Raw genomic sequence first — 21711 nt, forward strand, 5'->3', positions numbered from 1 at the left:
GGGCCCCATGAGTGACGCCCCCTGGATGCACAGCCTGCAGACCGACGCCGGATACCTGCTGTACCGGCTCGGCCAACGGGCCGGCAGCCTGTTCAACGCCGCCCTCGAACAGCACGGCCTGCGCCTGCGCCACCACGCGATCCTGCGCTTCCTGGCCACCGTCGACGGCGCCCGCCAGCGCGAACTCGCCGACCGCCTCGGCTACGACCCGAGCGCCGTCGTCACCCTGCTCGACGACCTCCAGCGCCTCGGCCTGACCGAACGCCGGGCCGACCCCGCCGACCGCCGCAACCGCATCGTGGTGCTCACCGAGGCCGGCCGCGAGCTGCTGCGCACGGCCGACGCCGACAGCCGCCGGGTCACCGACGACCTGCTGCACCCCCTCGACGCCGCCGACCGCGCGACCCTCCTCACCCTGCTGCGCCACCTCGCCGAACCCACCCCCTGACGGGTCAGCCGGCCCAGATCTCCCGGACCGCCCGCAGCGGGTCGCGCTCGACCCGGGCCTCGGCGCACCACCGCATGGTGGCGCGGCCGTCCGCGTAGGGCGGCCAGACCGGGTCGAGGCCGCGGACGAACGCGACCCAGGCGCCGTGCACCGCGTCGGCGAGGGCCTGCGGGGGCCGGGCGCCGAGGGCCTCCACGACGCCTTCGGCGGCCAGCGCGTCGAAGGCGAACGGCAGATCGGTGCAGTGGTAGGCCTGCCCGGACCGGCCCGGGGCGCTGCCGGCCCACTCGAACTGGTAGAGCCAGGTGGGGAGTCGGGCCGCGCTGCGGGCCTCGGCGAGGGCCAGCGCGGGGGCGCGGAACAACCAGTCGGTGAGCACCTCACCCGGACCGGCCCCCGGGTTCTCGGCGTGGAACCGGGCGGCGCGCTCCGGGTCCAGGCCGAGCGCGGCGAGCATCGCGTCCACCTCGGGGCCGCCCGGTGCGGCGGGCCCGGGCGCGGCGAACTCGTGGGCGGTGAAGCCGAGCAGCAGCGGCACCGGCGATGCGGCGACGGCCTCGTGCACCGGACGGGTCACCAACTCGCCGTCCACGCACGGGGCGAGGGACAGCAGCGGGTCGCCGTCCGCGCCCAGCGCGTCCTGGAGCGCGAGCAGCTGCTCGTCGCTCGCGTCCTGAAGGGCTTCGGCGGTGAGCACCGCTCCGGTGCGCTCGGCCAGCGTCCGGGCGACGGCCGGGGCGTCGGGTTCGAGCACCGCGCCGGAGGCGGAGATCGCGGCGCGCAGCAGCCCGCGCGCCGCGGGCACCGCCAGCAGGGTCTGCACCGCGCCGCCGCCCGCCGACTGCCCGGCGACGGTGACCTTCGCGGGGTCGCCGCCGAAGCCGGCGATGTTGTCGCGGACCCACTCCAGGGCGGCGACCCAGTCCCGTACGCCCCGGTTGTCGGGCGCGTCCGGCAGGTGCAGGAAGCCCTCAATGCCGAGCCGGTAGCCGACCGTGACCAGCACCACGCCGTCCCGGTTGAACGCCGCGCCGTCGTACCACGGGCTGGCGGCGCTGCCCGCGACGTAGCCGCCGCCGTGGATCCACACCAGCACCGGCAGCCCCGCCGACGGGTCGGTGGCGGGGGTGAAGACGTTCAGGTTGAGGGTGCCCGCACCGGGGATCGTCGGCTCGGGGATGGTGGTGACCTCGGCGAAAGGCCTGCGCTGCGCGGTCGGCCCGTACGCGGTGGCGTCGCGCACCTCGCTCCACGGCTCGGGCGCCACGGGCGCGGCGAACCGCAGCGCCCCGACGGGGGGTTGGGCGTACGGGATGCCGAGGAAGCGCAGGCTCCCGTCGGCGCGGCGCTCACCGCGCACCGGGCCGCTGCGGGTGGGGACGACGGTCATCTGTTCTGCTCCTGTACGGGTCACGGGGTGGGCCCCTGGTGTTCGACGTAGTGGCGGACGCGGTTGAGCTCGGCCGGATCGGCCGGGCGCGCGCCGTAGGTGCGGTCGGGGGTGACGGGGGTGACGGAGATCCGGTTGTCGCGCAGCAGCGCGGTGGCGTCGGCGTCCGGCACGGTCTCGGTGCAGCGGTCACCGGGCCGGTGCTCGCACCAGCCGAGGCCGATGGCGTAGGCGCCGCCGGCGGTCGGCTCGTAGGCGTGCCAGACCTCCCGGCCGTGGCCGACGGAGGTCCACCGGGCGGGCCCGGCGGGGCGGCCGGCGGTGACGTCCGGGTAGTCCACCTTGAGGGCGAACGTGCGGCTGAGCAGGTCGTGTCCGCGCAGGCCGGCGATCAGCCGGGCGGCGTAGTCGGCGGTGGCCCGGTAGTCCGCGGTCGGGAAGTACTCGCCGCTGTCGTCGCCGGTGGTGGAGAAGGCGAGCGCCGGAACGCCGTCGTCGACGGCGGCGAGCGCCGCGCCGACCGTGCCGGAGTCGTTGACCTGGGCGCTGACGTTGGCCCCGGAGTTGATGCCGGAGACCACCAGGTCGGGCCCGCCGGACCAGCCGGTCCGGTCCGCGAGGGCGGCCCGCAGGGCCAGGTGCACGGTGTCCACGGGGGTGGCGGAGGGGCTGCCGGGCCGGCACGCGTCGTCCAGGCAGACCCCGTACACGGCCCCGCCGGACGGGGCGGCGGCGCAGTCCGCGCCGTACCCGGCGGGCAGCTCGCCGCGGCGGGCCAGCGCCAGCGTGCCGCTGTTGCTGACCGCGGTGCCCTTGCCGGACTGGACCTGCCAGGGCGCCATCACCACCACGTCGGCGCCGGCCGCGCACAGGGCGCGGCGCAGCTCGTACAGGCCGAGGCCGTCGGACTGCGAGGCCTTGGCGGCCCGCATCGAGTCGTCGTTGGTGAGCAGCACCCGCAGGCCCGCCAGCGGCCGGGCGGCCGGTGCGGGGGCGTCGGGCGCGGCGGCGGCGGAACCCGTCACGGCCAGGGTGCAGGCGGCGGTGGCGGCGGCGAGCAGACGGCGGGCGGTGCGTCTCACGTGAGGTTTCCTCTCTTTCCGCGGGTCACAGGCCGAGCCCGTGGCCGAACGCGAAGACCGGATCGGCGGTGTCGTTGGGCACGTCGGGGCGGGAGGCCGCCACGGCGGCCATCGAGCGCGGCAGTTCGAAGGGCAGCCGGCCCTCGGAGCGGGCCCGGCCGAACACCACGTCGAGCAGGGCGTCGTCCTGCGCGCCGTAGTCGGCGACCAGGGCGTGCGCGCGCTCGGCGATCTCGGGGAGCACGGCCGGCCGTTCCAGGTTGATCAGTACGACGGTCGGCACGGCGTCCAGCACGGCGAGGATCCGGGCGAGTTCGTCCGCCGGGAAGTCCAGGTGCCCGGAGTGGAACAGCGACTCGAAGCGGTTCGGGCGCTGCTCGTACGGCGTGTACAGGCGCAGCACGGCGAGGTCGGCCTCGGCCGGGTCCTGGACGGCCCGGCCGTACCGGGCGACGACGGCCGCGTCCAGGCCCTCGGTGTAGAGGCGGGGCGCCGGACGGGTGACGGGCAGGGTGGCGTCGCGGTTGACCAGGACGGTCAGCGAGCGGCGCTGCGCCGCGGCCCCCTCGGCGCGGAACTCCGGGTTGCCGACGATCAGTTCGGCGGCGTCGGGGTCCACGTACCGCCGCTCGTCGAACAGGCCGAGGACGAACTTCTCCCGCAGCAGCCGTCGCACCGAGGTGTCGAGCCGCGCCTCGGTGATCCGCCCGTCGCGCAACAGGGCGAGGAGCAGTTCGGGGCACTCCTCGCCGCCGAACTGGTCGACGCCGGCATCGAGCGCCTTGGCGGCGCGTTCGGCGGGGGTGAGGTGTTCGACGCCCCAGGCGCGAGCGCGGTGCGGCTCGCCGAAGATCTCGTCGTCGTTGAGCAGGCCCCAGTCGGTGCACACGATGCCCTGGAAGCCGAGCTCTTCGCGCAGCAGGCCGGTGACCACGTCGCGGTTGAAGCCGAATCCGACCTCCTCCCAGTCGGTGCCGATCGGCTGCCCGTAGTAGGGCATCATCTGGGCGGCTCCGGCCGCGACGGCGGCCCGGAACGGGGCGAGGTGCAGCTCGCGCATCCCGCCGGGGTAGACCTGCTCCTTGCCGTGCGGGAAGTGCGGGTCCTCGCCGTCCTTCTGCGGCCCGCCGCCGGGGAAGTGCTTGACCATGGCGGCCACGCTGTCCGGGCCGAGCCGCTCGCCCTGGAGGCCGCGGATGTACGCCTCGGCGAGTTCGGCGGTGAGGGCGGCGTCGGAGCCGAAGGTGCCGGTCTGCCGCGACCAGCGCGGTTCGGTGGCGAGGTCGAGCTGCGGGTGCAGGGCGACCCGCAGGCCTACGGCGAGGTACTCGCGGCGGGCGATGTCGGCGAAGCGGTGCACCAGTTCGGGGTCGCGGACGGCGGCCAGGCCGATCGGCTCGGGCCAGGCGGAGAACGCGCCGGCCCGGATCGAGGCGCCGATGTTGGCGGTGAAGGAGTGGCGGGGGTCGGTGGAGAGGGTGACCGGGATGCCGAGCCGGGTGCCGTGGGCGATCTCCTGGACGGCGTTGTGCCATTCGGCGATCCGGCGCGGCTCGGCGGTGCCCACCAGGTTGAAGTGGCTCAGGCCCTGGTCCCGGATCAGGCCGGTGGTGTCGGCGGGGAAGTCGCTGTCGTCGCCGTCCTCCACGGGCCGGCCGTCGGCGTGCATCGGCAGCATGGTGTGGAACATCAGGCCGGCCTTCTCCTGCGGCGTCATCCGGCCGAGCAGGTCCTCGACGCGTTCGTCCACCGGCCGGGCGGGGTCCTGGTAAGGGAGGGGGGTCTGGTGCATGGTGTTTCTCCGAGTGCCGGGGGGGTGAGGGTGGGTCAGCGGACGCCGCGGATCGGGACGACGGCGAGCGCGCCGCCCAGGATGATCAGGGCGCCGGCCAGGTAGAGCGCGTCGTAGCCGGCCAGGCTGACCACCGCGGAGGCGACCAGCGGGGCGAGGATCTGCGGGCCGGCGTTGGCGATGTTCAGCACTCCCAGGTCGCGGGCGGCGTCGGCGGCGCTCGGCAGCACCTGGGTGACCAGGGCGGTGTCCACGGCCATGTAGCAGCCGAACGCGATCCCGGCGAGCACGGTGTACAGCAGGATGCCGGTCCAGGTGGGCATCAGGACGGGGACGGCCATGGTGGCGGAGGCCAGCACGCACGAGACGGCGATCAGCGGCTTGCGGCGGCCGAGCCGGTCGGACAGCCAGCCGCCGAGGACGGTGGCGGCGAGCGTGGAGACCGCGTCCACCGGGGCGAGGTAGGTCTGGGCGCCGGGGGCGTCCATGCCGTCGGGCAGCCGGATGTGGTCCTGCAGGATGTAGAACTGGAACAGCGAGACGGCGAAGAAGCCGAGCATCATCAGGAACCGGCCGATGAACGCCCAGCGGAAGTCGGCGACCTTCAAGGTCTCGGCGAACGCGGCGAGTTGGCGGCGCAGCGGGACGGGTTCGGTCTTCGTCGGGCGCTCTTCGCGGACCAGTGCGGTGAACAGCACGGCGGCCAGCGCCATGACGGCGCCGATCAGCAGGTAGCCGGTGGCGAGCGAGTCGGGGACGAAGCGGGCGGCGAGCAGGATGCCGACCACCGAGCCGATCGGGGTGCCGATGCCGACCATCGCGGAGGCCACTCCGCGGCGTTCGGCGGGCACCCGGTCGGGAACCACGGCGGTGATGGCGGCCTGGAAGCAGTTCATGGTGGCCTGCACCAGGCACCAGACCAGGGTGACCAGCAGGATGGTGCGGACCTGGCCGAGCAGGGCGAGCGCGCCGAAGGAGGCGAGGCCGCCGCCGAGGATCCATGGGTTGCGGCGACCGGAGCGGTCGGAGAGCAGCCCGGCGAGCGGGTTGAACAGGGTGGCGAACACGGCGGCGATGCCGGAGACCAGGCCGAGGCTGCCGACCTTGCCGTCCGGGTCGAGCAGTTCGATCTGGGCGGGCAGCAGGACGCCGCCCACCCCGAGATAGACCAGGTACAGCGCGGAGTTGCCGAGGGTGAGCATCGGCAGCAGCGCCCGGCCGGCGCCGGCGGCTCTCGGGTGGTCGACGGCGTCGTCGGCGGTGGTCATGACCGGCCTCCTGGGGTGGCCACGGTCCCGTGCGGCGGGAGGGTGAAGGGTGGGGGTGCCCCGCACGCGGTGCGGCACGGCGAACGGGCGGCCCGTCAGGTGGCCGCCCGGCCGGCCCGGGTGGGCACGGCGGCGGGGCCGGACCAGCAAAGCACGAAAACCGAGTGGTCAGTAGGTATTCATTTTGTGACCTGGATCACATCGGGTGGGGCTCCGTGGAGGGTTGGCTAAGGTGGCAGCCATGGACGTGAAGCACGAGCCGGCCCGCCGCGGCAGCTACGCGGTCGGCGACGAGCGCCGCACCCGCATTCTGGACACCGCCGTCGCGCACTTCGCCCAACTCGGCTTCCGCGGCACCTCGCTGGCCCGGATCGCCAAGGACGCCGGGCTGACCCAGGGCGGCCTGCTGCACCACTTCCGCACCAAGGAGGCGCTGCTGGTCTCGGTGCTGGAGGCCAGTGACGAGCACGACATCGAGCGGTTCTTCGCCGAGGAGTGCGCGAGCGTCGCCGAGTGGTTCCACCGCCTGGTCGACCTGGCCGCGTACAACGCCCGCCGGCCCGAACGCACCCGGATGTTCAACGCCCTGGCCGGAGAGTCCGGCGACCCGGAGCACCCGGCGCACGCCTTCTTCGCCCGCCGCTACCGCGCCCTGTCCGCCGACGCCGCGCAGTCGCTGCACCGCGGCGTGGACAGCGGGGAGCTGCGCGCCGACACGGACTGCCCCGCCCTGGCGCGCGAACTGCTCGCCGTGATGGACGGGTTGCAGCTCCAGTGGGTGCTCGACCCGCAGGCGGTGGACATGCCCGCGCACCTGCGCCGCTACCTCGGCCGGCTGTACCGCGCCCTGTCGAGCACCGGCGCGCCGCTGCCGGGCGCCTGACGGCCCGGGGCGCGGCCCCCGGGCGTGCACCCTCCGGGGTGGGCCGGAACCAGGATTCGAGCACTGTGAGGCTCCGGATCTTTCCGAAGTCCCGTTCCCCTTCGCGCAGTTCCCCGCGCCCCTGGTTCCGCACCCACTCGCGTCCCTGCTCCGTCAGGCCGGTGCGGACTCTTCGACGGTGAGCCTGCGGCGGTCCTCGGCGATCCGGTCCGGGTCCCAGCCGCGGTGCGGCACCGAGTCCAGCAGCAGCCTGGTGTACGCGTGCGCAGGGTCCGTCAGCACCTGCCCGGTGGGGCCGGATTCGACCACCCGGCCGTGCCGGAGCACCACGACCCGCTCGGTGAGGTGGCGCACCACCGCCAGGTCGTGGCTGACGAACAGCAGCGCGATGCCGCTCTCGCGACGGATCCCGGCGAGCAGGTCGAGGATCTGCGCCTGGATCGACACGTCGAGTGCGGCGACCGCCTCGTCCAGCACCAGCACCTTCGGCCGGGCGGCCAGCGCCCGGGCGACGGCGACACGCTGGCGCTGGCCGCCGGACAGGGCGCGGGGCAGCGCGGCGGCCTCGCGGGGGCCGAGCCCGACCTGGTCGAGCAGTTCCGCGACGCGGGTGTCGGACCGCCCGCCGCCGTGCAGGCGCAGCACCTCCCGGACGGCCTCGCCGACCGGGATGCGCGGGTCGAGCGACAGGTACGGGTCCTGGAACACCAGTTGGACGCCGCGGGCGTGCGCCAGCCGGGCGGCCCGGCCGCGCGGGCGGACCAGCCGGTCCGCGCCGTCGAGGTGGACGGTGCCGCCGTCGGGCCGTTCCAGGCCGACCAGCATCCGGGCGGTGGTGCTCTTGCCGCAGCCCGATTCGCCGACCACGCCGAGCGCGCCGCCCGGCTCCAGCGCGAAGGACACTCCGTCGACCGCCCACCGGTCGCCGAAACGTTTGCGCAGCCCGTGCACGACGAGTCCAGTGGTCACGGCAGGATCCCTTCGTCGGCGCGCAGGCAGGCGGCCAGGCCGTCGCCGTACGGGAGCAGCGCGGGTTTCTCGGTGCGGCAGCGGGGTTCGGCCAGCGCGCAGCGGTCGGCGAAGGCGCACCCGGTGGGGGCCTCGGCGAGCGACAGCGGCCGGCCGGGGACGGGCCGCGGCGGTGGCGCGCCCGGTTCGATCCGGGGCGTGCAGGCGATCAGCCCGGCGGTGTAGGGGTGACGCGGGCGGGCGAACAGCTCCTCGGTGCGGCGGGTCTCGACGATCCGTCCGGCGTACATGACGTAGATGCGGTCGCAGACGGCGGAGGCGAGTTCCAGGTCGTGGGTGACGAACAGCATCCCGGTGCCGCGCCGCCGCTGCAGCCTGGTGAGGACGGAGATCACCTCGGCCTGGGTGGTGACGTCCAGCGCGGTGGTGGGCTCGTCGGCGAGCAGCAGTTCGGGCTCTCCGGCGAGCGCGGCGGCGATCACCACGCGTTGCAGCATGCCGCCGGAGAACTCGTGGGGGCGGCGGTGCAGGGCGGCGGCCGGGTCGGGGATGCCGACCGCGGCGAGCAGTTCCTCGGCGCGGGCGCGGGCGGCGCCCGCCGGGGTGCCGGCCGCGCGCAGGCCCTCGGTGAGGAAGTCGCCGATCCGGTGCAGCGGGTTGACGGCGGCGCGCGGGTCCTGGAACACCATGGCGACCCGGCGTCTGCGCACCTCGCGCAGCGCGGGCGCGTCCAGGGTGAGCACGTCGCGTCCGCCGACCAGGACCCGGCCGGTGGCGGTGGCCTTCTCGGGCAGCAGGCCGAGGACGGTGCGGCAGGCGACGGATTTGCCGGAGCCGGATTCGCCGACCAGTCCGATGGTCTCCCCGGCGTCGACGTGCAGGCCGACGCCGTCGAGCAGCGGGCGGGCGGCGCGGCCGCCGGGGAGTGCGACGGTCAGGGCGTCGAACTCCAGCAGGTGCGGGGCTGTCATGTCAGTTCTCCCGTCGGGCGAGCCGGTCGGCGATGCCCTCGCCGACGATCCCGAAGGCGACCACGGCCAGCACCAGGCACCCGGAGGGCGCGAGGGCGGGCATCATGGCGCCCTGCTGGAGGGCGGACTCGCCTTCGTTGATCATCGCGCCCCAGTCGGCGGCGGGCGGTTGGACGCCGAAGCCGAGGAAGGAGAGCGCGGCGAGGTCCATCAGCGCGTAGCCGAAGTTGATCGCGGACTGGGCGAGGACGGTCGGGGCGAGGTTGGGCAGCAGGTGGCGCAGGCAGATGCTCCACCCGGACCAGCCCTGCACCCGGTAGGACTCCAGGTAGGGCCGGGCCTTCTCCTGCTGGGCCAGCCCGCGCACCAGGCGTCCGACGTACGGCGTGTAGGCCACCGCCATGGCGATCACGGGTGCGGTCATGCCCGGTCCGGAGACGGTGACGAACATGACGGCGAGCAGCAGACCGGGGACGGCGAACACCAGGTCGAGCGAGCGCGAGAGCAGCATGTCGGCCCAGCCGCCGCACCAGCCGGCGACCGTACCGAGCAGCGCGCCGGCGGCGGTCGACAGGGCGATCACCAGCAGCGGCCCGAGCAGTCCGGTGCGGGCGCCGTACAGCAGCCGGGACAGCACGTCGCGGCCGGACTGGTCGGTGCCGAGCAGGTGGTCGGCGCTGGAGCCGGCCAGCGGGTTGCGCAGGTCGACGGCGTTCGGATCGTGCGGAGCGAGCACCGGGGCGAGCAGGGCGACCAGCACCAGCAGGACCAGCAGCGCCGCGGAGGCGGTGAACAGCGGCCCGCCGCCCAGCGAGCGCAGCCGGCGCAGCAGCGGCCGGCGGACCGGTGCGGTCAGTGCGGCGGTGGTCATGCGGCGCCTCCCCGGGCGGTGCGCGGATCGACCAGCGGCCCGAGCAGGTCGACGCCGAGGTTGACCAGTCCGAAGCCGAGCACCGTCAGCAGGGTGACGGCCTGGACCACGGGCAGGTCCTTGGCGGTGACGGACTGCACCAGCAGCGAGCCGACGCCGGTGGTGTTGAAGGCGGTCTCCACGATCGAGGTGGACACCAGCAGCCCGGCCAGCGTGGTGCCGCCGACGGTGACGATCGGGCCGAGCGCGCCGCGCAGCACGTGGCGGCGGATCACCTGCCGCTCCGGCACCCCGCGGGAGCGGGCCACCTCGACGTGGTCGCGGCCGAGTTCGTCCAGCATCGCGGAGCGGGTGACCCGGGCCAGCAGGCCGGCCAGCGTGACGGCGAGCGCGAAGGCGGGCAGGGTCAGGTGGTACAGCCGGTCGCCGAGGCCGCCGCCCTGCGAGCCCGGTCCGGGGAACCAGTGGAGCTGTACGGCGAACAGCGACACCAGACCGATCGCGCTGACGAACGGCGGGGTGGCGGTGGCGACACCGGTGCCGAGCAGCACCAGCCGGTCGATCGGGCCGGGCCGCAGCGCGGCGAGCGCGCCGAGCGACACGCCGCCGACGCACACCAGGACGGCCGCGTAGCCGATCAGCAGCCCGGTACCTGGCAGTCGGGAGGCGATCAACTCGCCGACGTCCTGCCGGAATTGAACGGACCGGCCGAAGTCGCCGTGCAGCGCGCCGCCCAGCCACTTGCCGTACTGCACCAGGAACGGGTCGTCGAGGTGGTACTGGGCGGCGATCGCGGCCCGCGCCTCGGGGGTGGCCGGGTGGCCCTTGAGCAGGAAGGACACCGGGTCCCCGGGGGCGAGGTGCACGGCGCTGAAGACCAGGAAGGAGGTCGCCAGCAGCACCGCGGCCAGCGCGAGGACCCGGCCGAACAGGTAGCGGGCCATCAGCGGGCGGCGCCGATCGTCGCGGCCCACGGGTAGTACAGCTGGGCGATGCCGGCGGGCGCGCCGGTGATCCGGCTGCCGAGGAACACCGAGAACGGGGCCTCGTACAGCGGGATGCTGGGCAGTTCGCGCACCGCGATCTGCTGGAGCCGGGCGGTGAGGTCGGCGCGGGCGGCCGGGTCGGTGGTGCCGACGGCCTGGTCGAACAGGCTGTCGTACTCGGGGTCGGACCAGCCCGCGTAGTTGGCGAAGTCGCCGGTGCGCAGCGACTGGTAGAACTCCAGCGGGTCGGGGGTGTTGTCGTAGCCGTTGGTGACCACCAGGTCGATGCCGGCCCGGGCGCCGGGGTCGGTGAACAGGGCGGTGTAGGCGTCGGGCGCGACCGGCCGCAGTTCGACGTCGAGGCCGATCTCGCGTCCGGCGGCCTGCACGGCGTTGCCGACGACGCTGATCTCCGGGGCCAGCGAGCTGGTCGCCATCACCAGGTGCTTGCCGCCGGCCCCGGCCTCCGCGATCAGCTGCTTGGCCTTGGCCACGTCCTGGACGGGGTCGGGCAGTTGGGAGAAGTACCCGGCGGTGCGTTCCGGGGCGAGCCCCCAGGCGTCGCGCGCCGCGGGCGCCTTGGCGGGGACGCCGACGCCGCCCGCCGCGGACTTGATCAGGCCGGGCCGGTCGATGGCCAGCGACAGCGCCTGCCGGACCTTCAGGTCCCGCAGGGTGCCCTGCAGGTCGAGCACGGCGAGGTCGGCGGCGGCGGTGTTCGGGCCGAAGTACACCTTGCCCTTGTCGGTGCCGCCCAGTTGGGCCAGGGAGGCGGAGGGCACCATGTAACCGCCGTCCACGGCGCCGGACAGCCAGCCGTTGGCGCGGGCCGCCGAATCACCGATGAACACGAACTTGACCTTGTCGGCCTTCGGCGTGAGCGCGGTGTCCCAGTAGGCGGGGTTCTTGCGCAGCGTGATGCTGTCGCCCTGGGTCCAGCGGTCGATCGCGTAGGGGCCGGTGCAGTCGACGCCGCCGGACGGGCTGCCGTAGTCCTTGCCGGCCTTCTCCAGGTACGCGGCGCTCTCCACGGTGCCGGGCGAGGCGGCGAGCAGTTCGTTGAGCAGCGCGTCCGGCTTGCTGAGGGTGATGGTCACCTGCATCGGCCCGGTCTTGCTGACGGCGACCACGTTCTTGAAGGCGGAGCCCCAGGCGGAGCCGGTGGCGGGCAGCAGGTGCCGGGTGAGCGAGGCCACCACGTCGTCGGCGGTCATCGTCGAGCCGTCGTGGAACTTCACGCCCTCGCGCAGGGTGTAGACCCAGGTCCGCGGGTCGGGGTTGGTGAAGCCGGTGGCCAGCCCGGGTTCGATCTTCATGTCCGGGGTGACCCGCAGCAGTTGCTCGCAGACGTTGGCGAGCACGGTGTTCGGCGGGTAGTCGTAGGCGAGCGCGTAGTCGAGGCTCTGCGGCTCCGCGTACAGCGACCAGGTGAACGAGGCGACGGCGCCTTTGCCCGGTGGGGTGAGCGCCGTGGTGGCGAAGCCCGTCCCGTCGGCGGAGGCGGGCGGACCCGGTTTGACGGTGGCGCCCGAACAGGCCGTCAGCAGCAGCGCGCCGGCGGCGAGCAGGGCGATGGTTCCGGAGGCGGATCTGGGGGAGCGCGGCAGAAGGCGCACGGAAGAACCCACCCCTTTCCGAGTCGTGGGGGCTGTGGGTGCTGTGGAGTATTGATGCGGGAACGTTCCCGCACAAGGAGTTTCGGGAGTGCGGTTTCGTCACGGCGCGGAAAGCCCGCCGCTGCCCGAGGGGGTGACGGACCGTCACCGCTGCTGGCAGCATCGGCCCATGAGCGCCGCGCGGCCCGCCGAGGGCCCCCTTCCCCGTGTCCGGCTGGTCGACGTGGCCCGCGAGTCCGGCCTGTCCAAGACCACCGTCTCCGCCGCGCTGAACGGCACCGGCCGGATGTCCGAGGAGGTGCGCCGCCGGGCCCGCGAGACGGCCCGCCGGCTGGGCTACCGGCCCAACGCCACCGCCCGGCTGCTGCGTGCCGGGCACGCCCGGCTGATCGGCTACGCGGTCGGCGAGTTCGCGGGCGAGCCCGGCACGTACCTGACCTCCCCGTACTTCGCCCGGCTGACCAGCGCCACCACCGCGGCCGCCCTGGAGCACGGCTACGCGCTCGTCCTGCTGCCCTCCCGGTGCGGCCCCGAGGAGTGGGCGGACCTGCCGCTGGACGCCGCCATCGTCGCCGACCCGGTCGATCGCGACCCGCTGGTCGAGGACTTCCTCGCGGCCCGGATCCCGCTGTTCACCGACCGCTCCGTGGAGGGCCGCCCCGGCGCGCACTGGGTGGACGTGGACACCGAGGGGGCCGTGCGCGAGGTCCTCGACCACCTGTACGCGCAGGGTGCCCGGCGAATCGCGCTGGTCCTCCCCGGCACCGTCATCCGCTTCCACCGGGCGGCCGCCGACACCCACCGCCGCTGGTGCGACGAACGCGGACTGACGGCCCGCCAGGCCCGCACCGACGGGGCCGGCGACGGCCCGGTGATCACCGCCGTCGAGGCCGTGCTGTCCGGACCCGAGCCGCCGGACGCGCTGTTCGTGCTGGCCGAGGCCGGCCCGCCGCTGGTGCTGGAGGCGGTGCGCCGCGCGGGCCTCGCCGTGCCCGGGCAGCTGCTGCTGGTGTGCGCCAGCGAGGAGTCCTCCGCCGAGCACACCCGGCCGGCCGTCAGCACGCTCAGCCTGCAGCCCGCCGCGGTCGCCGAGAAGGGCATCGAGCTGCTGATCGCCGCCCTGGAGAGCGGCAGCCGCGAGAGCACCGGCGCCCTGGTGCCCACCCGGCTGGAGATCCGCGCCTCCTCGCTGCGACACTCCCGGTGCCCTTACGACAACACGGTTGACCTTGGTGGGCCGGGAACGGTCTGATGACGGCATCCGGGCCCCGCACCCCCGCTCCGGGGCCCGGCGTCCCCCTGCACCGCCGAAGGAGCGCCGCCATGGCCGACCCCGTCCACGCCCTCCGGGACGCCCAGCCCGTACCGTTCTGGCTGGACTCCCCCGACCGGCCCGCGGCCGAACCCGCCCTGGTCGGCCAGACCCGCTGCGACCTGCTGGTGGTCGGCGGCGGCTACAGCGGACTGTGGACCGCGCTGATAGCCAAGGAGCGCGACCCGTCGCTGGACGTGCTGCTGATCGAGGGCCGCGAAGCCGGCTGGGCCGCCTCCGGCCGCAACGGCGGCTTCTGCGAGGCCAGCCTCACCCACGGCCTGGCCAACGGCCACCAGCGCTGGCCCGGCGAACTCGCCGTCCTGGAACGCCTCGGGCAGGCCAACCTCGACGCCATGCAGGAGACCGTCAGCCGCCACGGCATCGACTGCGACTGGCGGCGCAGCGGCTCCCTCAGCGTCGCCACCGAGCCCCACCAGGTGGACGAGCTAAGGGAGTTCGCCGAGCTCGCGGCCCGCTACGGCAGCCACCTCGACGTCCTCGACCGGGACGCCGTGCGCGCCGAGATCGACTCCCCCACCTTCCTCGGCGGCCTCTGGGACCGCGACGGCGTCGCCATGCTCGACCCGGCCCGCCTCGCCTGGGGCCTCAAGCGCGCCTGCCTCGGCCTCGGCGTCCGCATCCACGAGCACACGCCCGCCACCGCCCTCGCCGACACCCCCGGCGGCCTGGCCGTCCGCACCCCCTACGGCCGGATCACCGCCCGCCGCGCCGCGCTCGCCACCAACGCCTTCCCGTCGCTGCTGCGCCGCCACCGGCCGTACACCGTCCCGGTCTACGACTACGCGCTGATGACCGAGCCGCTGACGGACGCCCAACTCGCCTCCGTCGGCTGGCAGAACCGGCAGGGCTGGTCCGACAGCGCCAACCACTTCCACTACGTGCGGCTGTCCGCCGACAACCGGATCCTGTTCGGCGGCTACGACGTCGTCCACCAGTACCGCGGCCGGGTCAGCGCCGAGCGCGACCAGCGGCCGGAGACCTTCGCGACCCTGGCCCGGCACTTCTTCCGGACCTTCCCGCAGTTGGCGGGCCTGCGCTTCACCCACGCCTGGGGCGGCGCGATCGACACCTGCACCCGGTTCTCGGCCTTCTTCGACCTGTCCCACCGCGGGAAGGTCGCCTACGCCGCCGGGTTCACCGGTCTCGGCGTCGGCGCCACCCGGTTCGGCGCCGAAGTGATGCTCGACCTGCTCGCCGGGGAGCGCACCGAGCGCACCGCGCTGGAGATGGTCCGCCGCAAGCCGCTGCCGTTCCCGCCGGAGCCGGTCCGCTCGGTCGGCATCGGCATCACCCAGTGGGCCCTCACCCGGGCCGACGCCAACGCCGGGCACCGCAATCTGTGGCTGCGCACCCTCGACCGTTTCGGCCTGGGCTTCGACAGCTGAACGCTCCGGGAGGGCGGCGCAAGGGCCGCCCTCCCGGAGCGGGGCGTCAGCCGGGGATCCGCCGGATCCCGTTGCCCGCCGCCGAAACCTGCAGCGGGTCGGAGACGGACTTGACGGTCATGCTCGGGAACTGTCCGCCGTAGCCGACGGCGTTGAGCGCGACCACCCGGTAGCTGTACGAGTTCGTCGCCGCGGACGTCATGTCGACGAAGGTGCGGCTCTGGTGGACGTTGGGCTGGTCGAGCGGCGAGGCGATCGTCCCGACGTCGGTCCAGTTCGTGCCGTCGGTGGAGCGCTGGACGGTGAACGAGGTCTCGGTGATCGAGTTGTCCTGCCACTGGAGTTGGACCTTGGCGTTGCTGCCCTGGCCGACCACGGCGGCGCTCAGTCCGTCCGGTTTGGCCGGGGGCAGGGCGAGCGATTCGGGCCGCATCATGTCCATCTCCTCGTGGCTGAGGATGTGGCAGTGGATGACGTACTCCCAGCCGAAGTTGACCAGTTGGTTGGTGATGGCGTTGGTCGGGTTGCCCTGCGGGTCGACGTTGTTGAACATCGAGGTGTCACCGGCGGGCATCGCCGGGTCCAACAGCCGTACCGAGTTGGGTACTTCGAAGGGCACGGTGGGCACCACGGGTCGCAGCGCGACGATGGTGTCCTCCAGTGGGCTCATCCGTACGGTGTCCTTCCAGCCGAGTTCGTTGGCGTCCGGCCGGATGATGATGTTGTCCCAGGTCACCCGGTTGAGCACTTGGACGTCGTAGAGGTGGAAGTGGATCGGATGGGTGTCGACGCCGTTGTGGGTGAACCGCCAGATCTGGGTGCCGTCGGCGGCGTTTCCGATCGGGGTGACCTTGACGTCTCCTCTTGGTAGCGAGGTGCCGTCGATCAGTTCGGTCTGTGGGTTGATGTAGGGGTACAGGGTGACGTTCTGGGCTCCTGGGGTGGGTGGTTGGGCTTCGACGCCGAGGGTGGCCTGCATGCGGCCGTAGGCGTCGAAGGTGGTGGAGTTCATCTCGTCGTGGATGGCCTTGGGTTGGAGTGGCAGGGTGGTTTTCGACGTCGGCGCTTTGAGCGTGTTGAAGTTGAACGCCGTGGTGTCGTTGACCCGGACCAGTCCGTCGCAGTTGTTCTGCGTCGAGTTCGCGGTGTTGCAGTTGCTGCCGGCGGAGAAGCTGGTGCCGTAGGCCGAGTTGTAGGCCGCCTGGCCGACGATCACCGGGTGCTGGCCGGATTCGAAGACGCCGGAGCCGTCCGCGTGGTGGCGGAAGGCGGCCTGGAGCTTCGACAGGTTGAACGCGGGCGCGGGGGCGGTGTTGGCGACGGTCACCTGCATGACGGTGCGGGTGTTGGGGCCGTAGCCGGGCATGATCTTCGGGGCGCCGGCCGGGGCGAGGTCGGGGGCGCCGGTGTAGTAGTCGTAGGAGGCGATCCGGGCCGGGTAGGCGGCGGGCGCGTCGTTGTAGAGGATCAGGGTCTTGCCCGCGAACTTCGCGAAGTCGACCAGCACGTCGGCCCGTTCGGCGGGGGCGAGGACGAGCGAGTGCTTGTCCACGTTGCCGACGTCGAAGCGGGTCGGGTCGGTGATCCAGGTGGTCGGCTGCTGTCCGTCGATGACGGCGGGGGCGGGCAGGAAGCCGCCCTCGCTGGCGATCTGGATCCAGCTCGGCCCGGCGGCCGCGTTGTGCGCGTCCTTCGGGGTGGGCGACACGTTGGGGTCGGTCTGGGCGGCCTTCAACTCGTCGGGGTTGAGGGCGACTTCGGTGGTGCCGTCACCCTGGTTCGGGTCGGCGGTGTACCACTGGAAGTTGAAGAACCGGTCGTTGGCGGCGTTGAGCATCCGCATCCGGTAGGTCTTCGGCTGGACGGTCAGCTTCGGGTAGGCGACGCCGTTGACGATGGGGGTGTCGTTGAACTGCTCCATGCCCATGGAGATGTTCGGGGTGCCGGGGATCTGTTCCGGCTCGCAGTAGGGCGCGGCCTGGTACTGCCAGGTGGTCGGGTCGTCCAGCTTGCAGTGCGGGTCGTGGTACGGATTGGGGATCGGCCCGTACGTGGTGTTCCCGGCCGGCGGCCAGAACCACGGCCCGTACATCCAGCGGCCGTAGGCGCTCATGCCGCTGGGGTCGCCGGGGTTCTGCGCGGGCATGTAGACGTGGTGGTACCAGAAGCTGCCCTTTCCGCCCCAGCGTTTGGCGTCCCAGGTCGGGTCCTGGCCGTAGGTGACCCGGTCGCCGCCCGCGTCGAACTGGTCCTTGAGCTGGGTGTCGTCGGGCACGAAGGTGCGGTCCTGGACCAGCAGCGGAATGGTTGACGCGGCGTCGGGGATGGTGCCGCTGCTGATCAGCGCCTTCTCGGTGTCGTCGGTGATGGTGTAGCCGGCCGCTTCGCCCGCGTACACGTTCAGGCGGGTGATGCCGTAGGAGTGGTCGTGGTAGAACATCAGCCGCGCGCTCTGCTGGTTCGTGTAGTAGAACGTCGAGCAGCCGTCGTCGGCGGCGGCGCACAGGGTCGCGCCGGAGCCGTCCACCATGTCGGGCACGTTCTGCACGCCGACGCCCTGCGGCCAGTCGGTCTGCTCACCCGCAGGGGTGATCCACTGGTGCGGGGTGCCGTCGCTGATCCACGGGGTGATGCCGCCGTGCAGGTGCAGGTTGGCCCGGTTGTCCTTGTAGCAGCCGGACTTGGCGTTGGTGCAGGGCGGGTTGCGCACCTCGTCGGTGACGGTGGAGCTGTTGCCGGGGGCGGGCATCGTCATCGGGCCCATGCCGGCGCCCATGCCGGTACTGTCGACCGGCATGAACAGGTCGCCGGCGGCGCCGGTGGGCAGCAGGTTGCGGAACACCACCCGCACCGGCCGGTCCTTGGTGGCGGCGATCAGCGGACCCATCCACTGCGGTGCGGCGACGCCGGTGTACGGCAGTTGTTGCCGGGTGCCGTCCATCAGCTCGTTGTACAGCGGGACCTTGCGGCCGGGCACCGCGTCGGTGGAGAGCTGGACGTAGCCGCGCACCAGGGTGGGCGGCAGGTCGGAGGAGAACCGGGTGCGGTACTGCACCAGGGCGATGACGTACTGGTCGGCCTGCTTGCCGCCGGTGGTGACGGTCTCCGGCACCGCCTCGGGGATGAACTTCGCCGCCGGGTCGGTGCTCGGGTCGGCCAGCTGCTGCACGTCCGGGCAGCCGGTGCCGTTCGCACCCGGGTTGCAGGTGACGGGCAGCTTGTCCTGGAACTTCTTGATGCCGGGCGTCAGGTAGCCGGCGCCGGGGCTGGTGACGCTGATCGAGCTGATCGCGCCGAGGTTGGTCACGGCGCTCGCCGAAGCCCCCGAACCGCCGTGGCCGGTGGGGTCGGTGACGGCGACGTCGGGCGTCGAGGCGTAGCCGGAGCCGGGCGTGTCGACGGTGAGGGCCAGCAGCTTCAGTCCGCTGCTCGCGGCGGCCGGGGTGGCGCCGGCGATCGGATCGGCGAGGGTGCCGTTGCGGATGGTGACGCCGGGCGCGGCGGTGTAGCCGCTGCCGGGGTCGTCGACGATCACCTTGGCGACGCCGCCGCCCGGGGTCAGGTCGGCCGGGTCGACGTGGCCCTTGGCCACCGTGCCGTCCGGCTGGGCGGGCAGGTCGAAGTCGACGGTCGGCATGGTGTAGCCCGCGCCGGTGTCGGTGACGTTCACGGCCGCCACGCCGCCGGACGCGGTGGCCGCGGCGCCGCTCCCGCCGCCGCCGGTGACGGCGACCTCGAATCCGCCGTAGCCGCTGCCGCCCGCGCCGACCTTGTAGTCGACCACGCTGCGGGTCTGCTGGATGGCGGCGGTGGCGGTGGCGGCCGTGGTGCCGCCCTCGACGGTGACGGTGGTCGCGCCCTCGGCGTAGCCGTGGCCGGGCGTGGTCACCTCGATGCTCGCGATGCCACCGGTGCGCGGGTCGACGGTGGCGGTGGCCTCCGCGCCGCCGCCGCCGCCGGCCAGCGCGACCTGCGCGCCGAAGGAGTACGTCCGGTCCTGCGTGGCGTAGCGCTCCCAGCCGGGCGCGCCGACGGTGAGGGTGGCGTCCTTGGCGGGGGCGACTCCGGTCGCCGGGCTGGTGCTGTTGTCCGCGCCGGCCGGGTACACCAGGGTGTCGGCCGGGTGCTCGACGCCGGTGTCGACGGGGACGCCCTCGCCGTAGAAGGCGATCAGGTCGCCGGCCTGGACGGGCGTGTCCGGCATGTCGTACGTGGTGATCTCGCCGCCTGCGGTGCCCGCCGCGGGCACCGTGCGCAGTCCGCTGTCGGCGACCACCGTGTACGTGTCGGCGGTGCCGGTCGGGCGCAGCACGTAGCCGTGGAACAGGCCGCCCTCGGAGCTGCTGGGGCTGTTGCCCGGGGTGGTCTGGTTCCAGCTGCGGAAGTTCTTGAGGGTGCCGGCGGGCAGCGGGGTGCTCGTCAGGATGACGAACACCGGCCCGAGTTGGCCCTTCGGGGTGGCGTAGTCGGTGGCGTAGGCCCGGGCGGTCAGCGGGTTGCCCACGGCCACGGTGGTGACGTCGCTGCTGATGTGGACCTTGGCGCGGGAGACCGTGAGCGGGCTGTTCGCCCAGTTCGGCCAGGGGCCGAAGTAGTGCGGGACCTTGCTCTGGTCGGTCGGCCCGGACGGGCCGGCGGCGGCCGCCTGCTGGGTCTGGGCCGGGGGCAGTCCGAGCAGGGCCGCGACCACGGCCCAGACGCCGGCCATCGCGACGAGGTGCCGCCGCTTGCGGCCCGGCGGCCTCGTTGTCTGGCGCGTGAACACGCCGTTTCTCCTTCCGTCGGCACCCGGCCGCCGTCGCGCGGGTCCGTCCCTTCCGGCTCGGCGGGAGCGGCGGGTGCCACGGGGGTGTGCGGGCCGCGTCGCCGGCCGACCACGAGCGGCGGCGGATGCGGCCCCCAGTGTGGGGAGGGCCGCCGGGTGGGCCGGGGAAGATGACATTCCTGTCATGAAGCCGTCATGACGGCACATCAGCTCCGCAGCGCACACACAAAGTGCGATAATCATCCGCAACTTGGGCGCGATTGCCGCCCGGCGGGCGGGGGAGGCAGTACCGAGCATGGCACGACTGCTGGTCGTCGAGGACGAAGCCCGCCTGCGGGCCTACCTGACCCGCACCCTGAGCGCGGACGGCCACCTCGTCCACGGCGCCGCCACCGGCCCCGAAGCCGTCCAGCGCCTGCGCGACCAGGCGTACGACCTGGCCGTGCTCGACCTGATGCTGCCCGGCTTCGACGGCTTCGAAGTGATGCGCCAGACCTTCGAACTACGCCCCGAACAGCGCGTGTTGGTACTGTCCGCCGTGGTCGACGTGGCCACCCGGGTGCGCTGCCTGCGGATCGGCGCCGTCGACTTCCTCGGCAAACCCTTCGCCACCGCCGAACTGGTCGAACGCGTCCGCTCCCGGCTGCGCACCGCCCCCGCCGGCGCACCCCAGCGCTGGCTGCGGGTCGGCGACGTCGCGCTCGACCTCGAACGGCAGGCGCTCGGCATCGACGGGCGCCAGATCCCGCTCTCGCACCGGGAGTTCATGCTGCTCGGCCACCTGATGCGGCAGGCCGGACAGGTGTGCAGCCGGCACGAACTGCTGGCCGGCGTCTGGGGCTACAGCGACGACCTGGCCAGCAACGTGGTCGACGTGACGGTCCGCCGGATCCGCGGCAAGGCGCCGCGGCCGATCATCGAGACGGTGCGCAACGTCGGGTACGCGTTCAATGCCTGCTGACCGCACCGCGCGGGATCGCGCTCTCTTCGCGGGCTGGATGCTGTTCGTCGCCTGCACCCAACTCGTGCTGCTGGTCGCGCCCGAGCTGGAGACGGTGGCGTTCCACCTGGTGTGGATCAGCATGTCCATCGTCTACGGCTTCCAGGCCTGGTCCACCCGCCGGACGGCCGTGGTGCTCACCGCCGTCACCCTGGTCACCGGCGGCACCATGGCCGGGTACGCCGCACACGGCCACCTCGGCTGGGACGAACTCGCCGAAGTCCCGCTGATGGCACTGGTGTTCCTCGCCATGGCCTGGCACGTCCGCCGCCGCGCCGCCGCCCTCGCCGAAGTCCGCGCCGCCGCCGAACGGGAGCGCCGCGCCCAGCAGGACAAGGAGCTGTTCGTCCGCACCTGCTCGCACGAGATGCGCACCCCGATCACCGTCGCCCGCTGCTACGCCGAACTCGTCCAGGGCGAACTGCCCGCCGGGGCCGGGCGGGAGGACCTCGACGTGGTCCTCGACGAACTCGACAAGCTCGCCCGCCTCTCCGGCCGGCTGCTGGTCCTCGCCGACGCCTACCACCCCGCCGAACCCGAGCACGGCCCCGTCGACCTCGACGCCCTGGTGCACCGCACCGTCCAGCGCTGGCGGCCCGCGACCGACCGCCACTGGCACCTGGAGGCGCCCGCCGTCCGCATCGAGGGCGACGAATCCCGCCTGGAGGCCGCCCTCGACGCCCTGGTCGAGAACGCCGTCAAGTACACCGCCCCCGGCGACGCCATCACCCTGCGCTGCCGCACCGGCCGGGACGGCGCCGAACTCGACGTCGAGGACACCGGCGTCGGCTTCGCCCACTCCCCCGCCACCGGCCTGTCCGGCACCGGCCTGGGCCTGGCCATCGTGCGCGCCGTCCTCGACGCGCACGCCGGCGACCTCACCATCTCCCCCGCCCCGCACGGCGGTTCCCTGCTCCGCCTGCGCTTCCCCGGCTGACCGGCCGCCGGG

General features: G+C 73.6%; 16 protein-coding genes. 6 read left to right on the plus strand and 10 right to left on the minus strand.

The window, feature by feature from the left end; genetic code table 11:
• Positions 1-7: 7 nt before the first annotated feature.
• Positions 8-448 carry a MarR family winged helix-turn-helix transcriptional regulator gene (locus ACGFWJ_RS25295; RefSeq protein ID WP_387642754.1) on the plus strand — a complete coding sequence of 147 codons (441 nt, stop codon included), beginning with the start codon at positions 8-10 and terminating at the stop codon, positions 446-448.
• A 4-nt stretch (positions 449-452) separates the two neighbouring features.
• Here the strand turns inward: ACGFWJ_RS25295 and ACGFWJ_RS25300 are convergent, their stop codons facing one another.
• Genes ACGFWJ_RS25300 through ACGFWJ_RS25315 form a run of 4 tightly spaced genes read right to left on the minus strand, consistent with a single transcriptional unit; the run spans position 453 to position 5980 of the window.
• Positions 453-1838: a carboxylesterase/lipase family protein gene (locus ACGFWJ_RS25300; RefSeq protein WP_392953490.1), complete on the minus strand. Its 1386-nt coding sequence runs from the start codon at positions 1836-1838 to the stop codon at positions 453-455.
• A 20-nt stretch (positions 1839-1858) separates the two neighbouring features.
• On the minus strand, positions 1859-2920 hold the full coding sequence (gene surE / locus ACGFWJ_RS25305; protein WP_392953492.1) for a 5'/3'-nucleotidase SurE: 1062 nt from the start codon (positions 2918-2920) through the stop codon (positions 1859-1861).
• Positions 2921-2945: 25 nt separating this feature from the next.
• On the minus strand, positions 2946-4712 hold the full coding sequence (locus ACGFWJ_RS25310; protein WP_392953495.1) for a glycoside hydrolase family 3 protein: 1767 nt from the start codon (positions 4710-4712) through the stop codon (positions 2946-2948).
• A 35-nt stretch (positions 4713-4747) separates the two neighbouring features.
• Positions 4748-5980: an MFS transporter gene (locus ACGFWJ_RS25315; protein ID WP_392953498.1), complete on the minus strand. Its 1233-nt coding sequence runs from the start codon at positions 5978-5980 to the stop codon at positions 4748-4750.
• A gap of 241 nt (positions 5981-6221) precedes the next feature.
• On the opposite strand from ACGFWJ_RS25315, the gene ACGFWJ_RS25320 reads away from it, so the two are divergent.
• Positions 6222-6863 carry a TetR/AcrR family transcriptional regulator gene (locus ACGFWJ_RS25320; protein ID WP_392953501.1) on the plus strand — a complete coding sequence of 214 codons (642 nt, stop codon included), beginning with the start codon at positions 6222-6224 and terminating at the stop codon, positions 6861-6863.
• A gap of 153 nt (positions 6864-7016) precedes the next feature.
• On the opposite strand, the gene ACGFWJ_RS25325 is transcribed toward ACGFWJ_RS25320, so the two are convergent.
• The 5 genes from ACGFWJ_RS25325 to ACGFWJ_RS25345 are packed head-to-tail and all read right to left on the minus strand — an operon-like array spanning position 7017 to position 12276.
• Entirely contained in the window at positions 7017-7832 is an 816-nt protein-coding gene (locus tag ACGFWJ_RS25325; protein WP_392953503.1) for an ABC transporter ATP-binding protein, read from the minus strand.
• Positions 7829-8803 (minus strand): ABC transporter ATP-binding protein, encoded by a 975-nt coding sequence (locus ACGFWJ_RS25330; RefSeq protein WP_392953506.1) that lies wholly within the window; start codon positions 8801-8803, stop codon positions 7829-7831. The genes ACGFWJ_RS25325 and ACGFWJ_RS25330 overlap by 4 nt, the downstream gene beginning before the upstream one ends.
• A 1-nt stretch (position 8804) precedes the next feature.
• Positions 8805-9674 carry an ABC transporter permease gene (locus ACGFWJ_RS25335; protein WP_392953509.1) on the minus strand — a complete coding sequence of 290 codons (870 nt, stop codon included), beginning with the start codon at positions 9672-9674 and terminating at the stop codon, positions 8805-8807.
• Positions 9671-10618 carry an ABC transporter permease gene (locus ACGFWJ_RS25340; protein ID WP_392953738.1) on the minus strand — a complete coding sequence of 316 codons (948 nt, stop codon included), beginning with the start codon at positions 10616-10618 and terminating at the stop codon, positions 9671-9673. The genes ACGFWJ_RS25335 and ACGFWJ_RS25340 overlap by 4 nt, the downstream gene beginning before the upstream one ends.
• Complete coding sequence (locus ACGFWJ_RS25345) at positions 10618-12276, minus strand: ABC transporter substrate-binding protein (protein WP_392953512.1); 1659 nt, start codon at positions 12274-12276, stop codon at positions 10618-10620. The genes ACGFWJ_RS25340 and ACGFWJ_RS25345 overlap by 1 nt, the downstream gene beginning before the upstream one ends.
• A gap of 169 nt (positions 12277-12445) precedes the next feature.
• On the opposite strand from ACGFWJ_RS25345, the gene ACGFWJ_RS25350 reads away from it, so the two are divergent.
• Together ACGFWJ_RS25350 and ACGFWJ_RS25355 are read left to right on the plus strand one after the other, a co-directional pair.
• On the plus strand, positions 12446-13528 hold the full coding sequence (locus ACGFWJ_RS25350) for a LacI family DNA-binding transcriptional regulator (RefSeq protein ID WP_392953515.1): 1083 nt from the start codon (positions 12446-12448) through the stop codon (positions 13526-13528).
• 71 nt (positions 13529-13599) lie between these two features.
• On the plus strand, positions 13600-14997 hold the full coding sequence (locus tag ACGFWJ_RS25355; protein WP_392953518.1) for an NAD(P)/FAD-dependent oxidoreductase: 1398 nt from the start codon (positions 13600-13602) through the stop codon (positions 14995-14997).
• A 46-nt stretch (positions 14998-15043) separates the two neighbouring features.
• On the opposite strand, the gene ACGFWJ_RS25360 is transcribed toward ACGFWJ_RS25355, so the two are convergent.
• Positions 15044-19762 (minus strand): multicopper oxidase domain-containing protein, encoded by a 4719-nt coding sequence (locus ACGFWJ_RS25360; RefSeq protein WP_392953521.1) that lies wholly within the window; start codon positions 19760-19762, stop codon positions 15044-15046.
• A gap of 295 nt (positions 19763-20057) precedes the next feature.
• On the opposite strand from ACGFWJ_RS25360, the gene ACGFWJ_RS25365 reads away from it, so the two are divergent.
• Both ACGFWJ_RS25365 and ACGFWJ_RS25370 read left to right on the plus strand, forming a co-directional pair.
• On the plus strand, positions 20058-20723 hold the full coding sequence (locus tag ACGFWJ_RS25365) for a response regulator transcription factor (RefSeq protein ID WP_392953524.1): 666 nt from the start codon (positions 20058-20060) through the stop codon (positions 20721-20723).
• Positions 20713-21699 (plus strand): sensor histidine kinase, encoded by a 987-nt coding sequence (locus tag ACGFWJ_RS25370; RefSeq protein WP_392953527.1) that lies wholly within the window; start codon positions 20713-20715, stop codon positions 21697-21699. The genes ACGFWJ_RS25365 and ACGFWJ_RS25370 overlap by 11 nt, the downstream gene beginning before the upstream one ends.
• Positions 21700-21711: the final 12 nt, after the last annotated feature.

Origin of the sequence: Kitasatospora sp. NPDC048407 (genome assembly GCF_043200475.1) — a bacterium.
In the GTDB taxonomy this organism is placed as follows: Bacteria; Actinomycetota; Actinomycetes; order Streptomycetales; family Streptomycetaceae; genus Kitasatospora.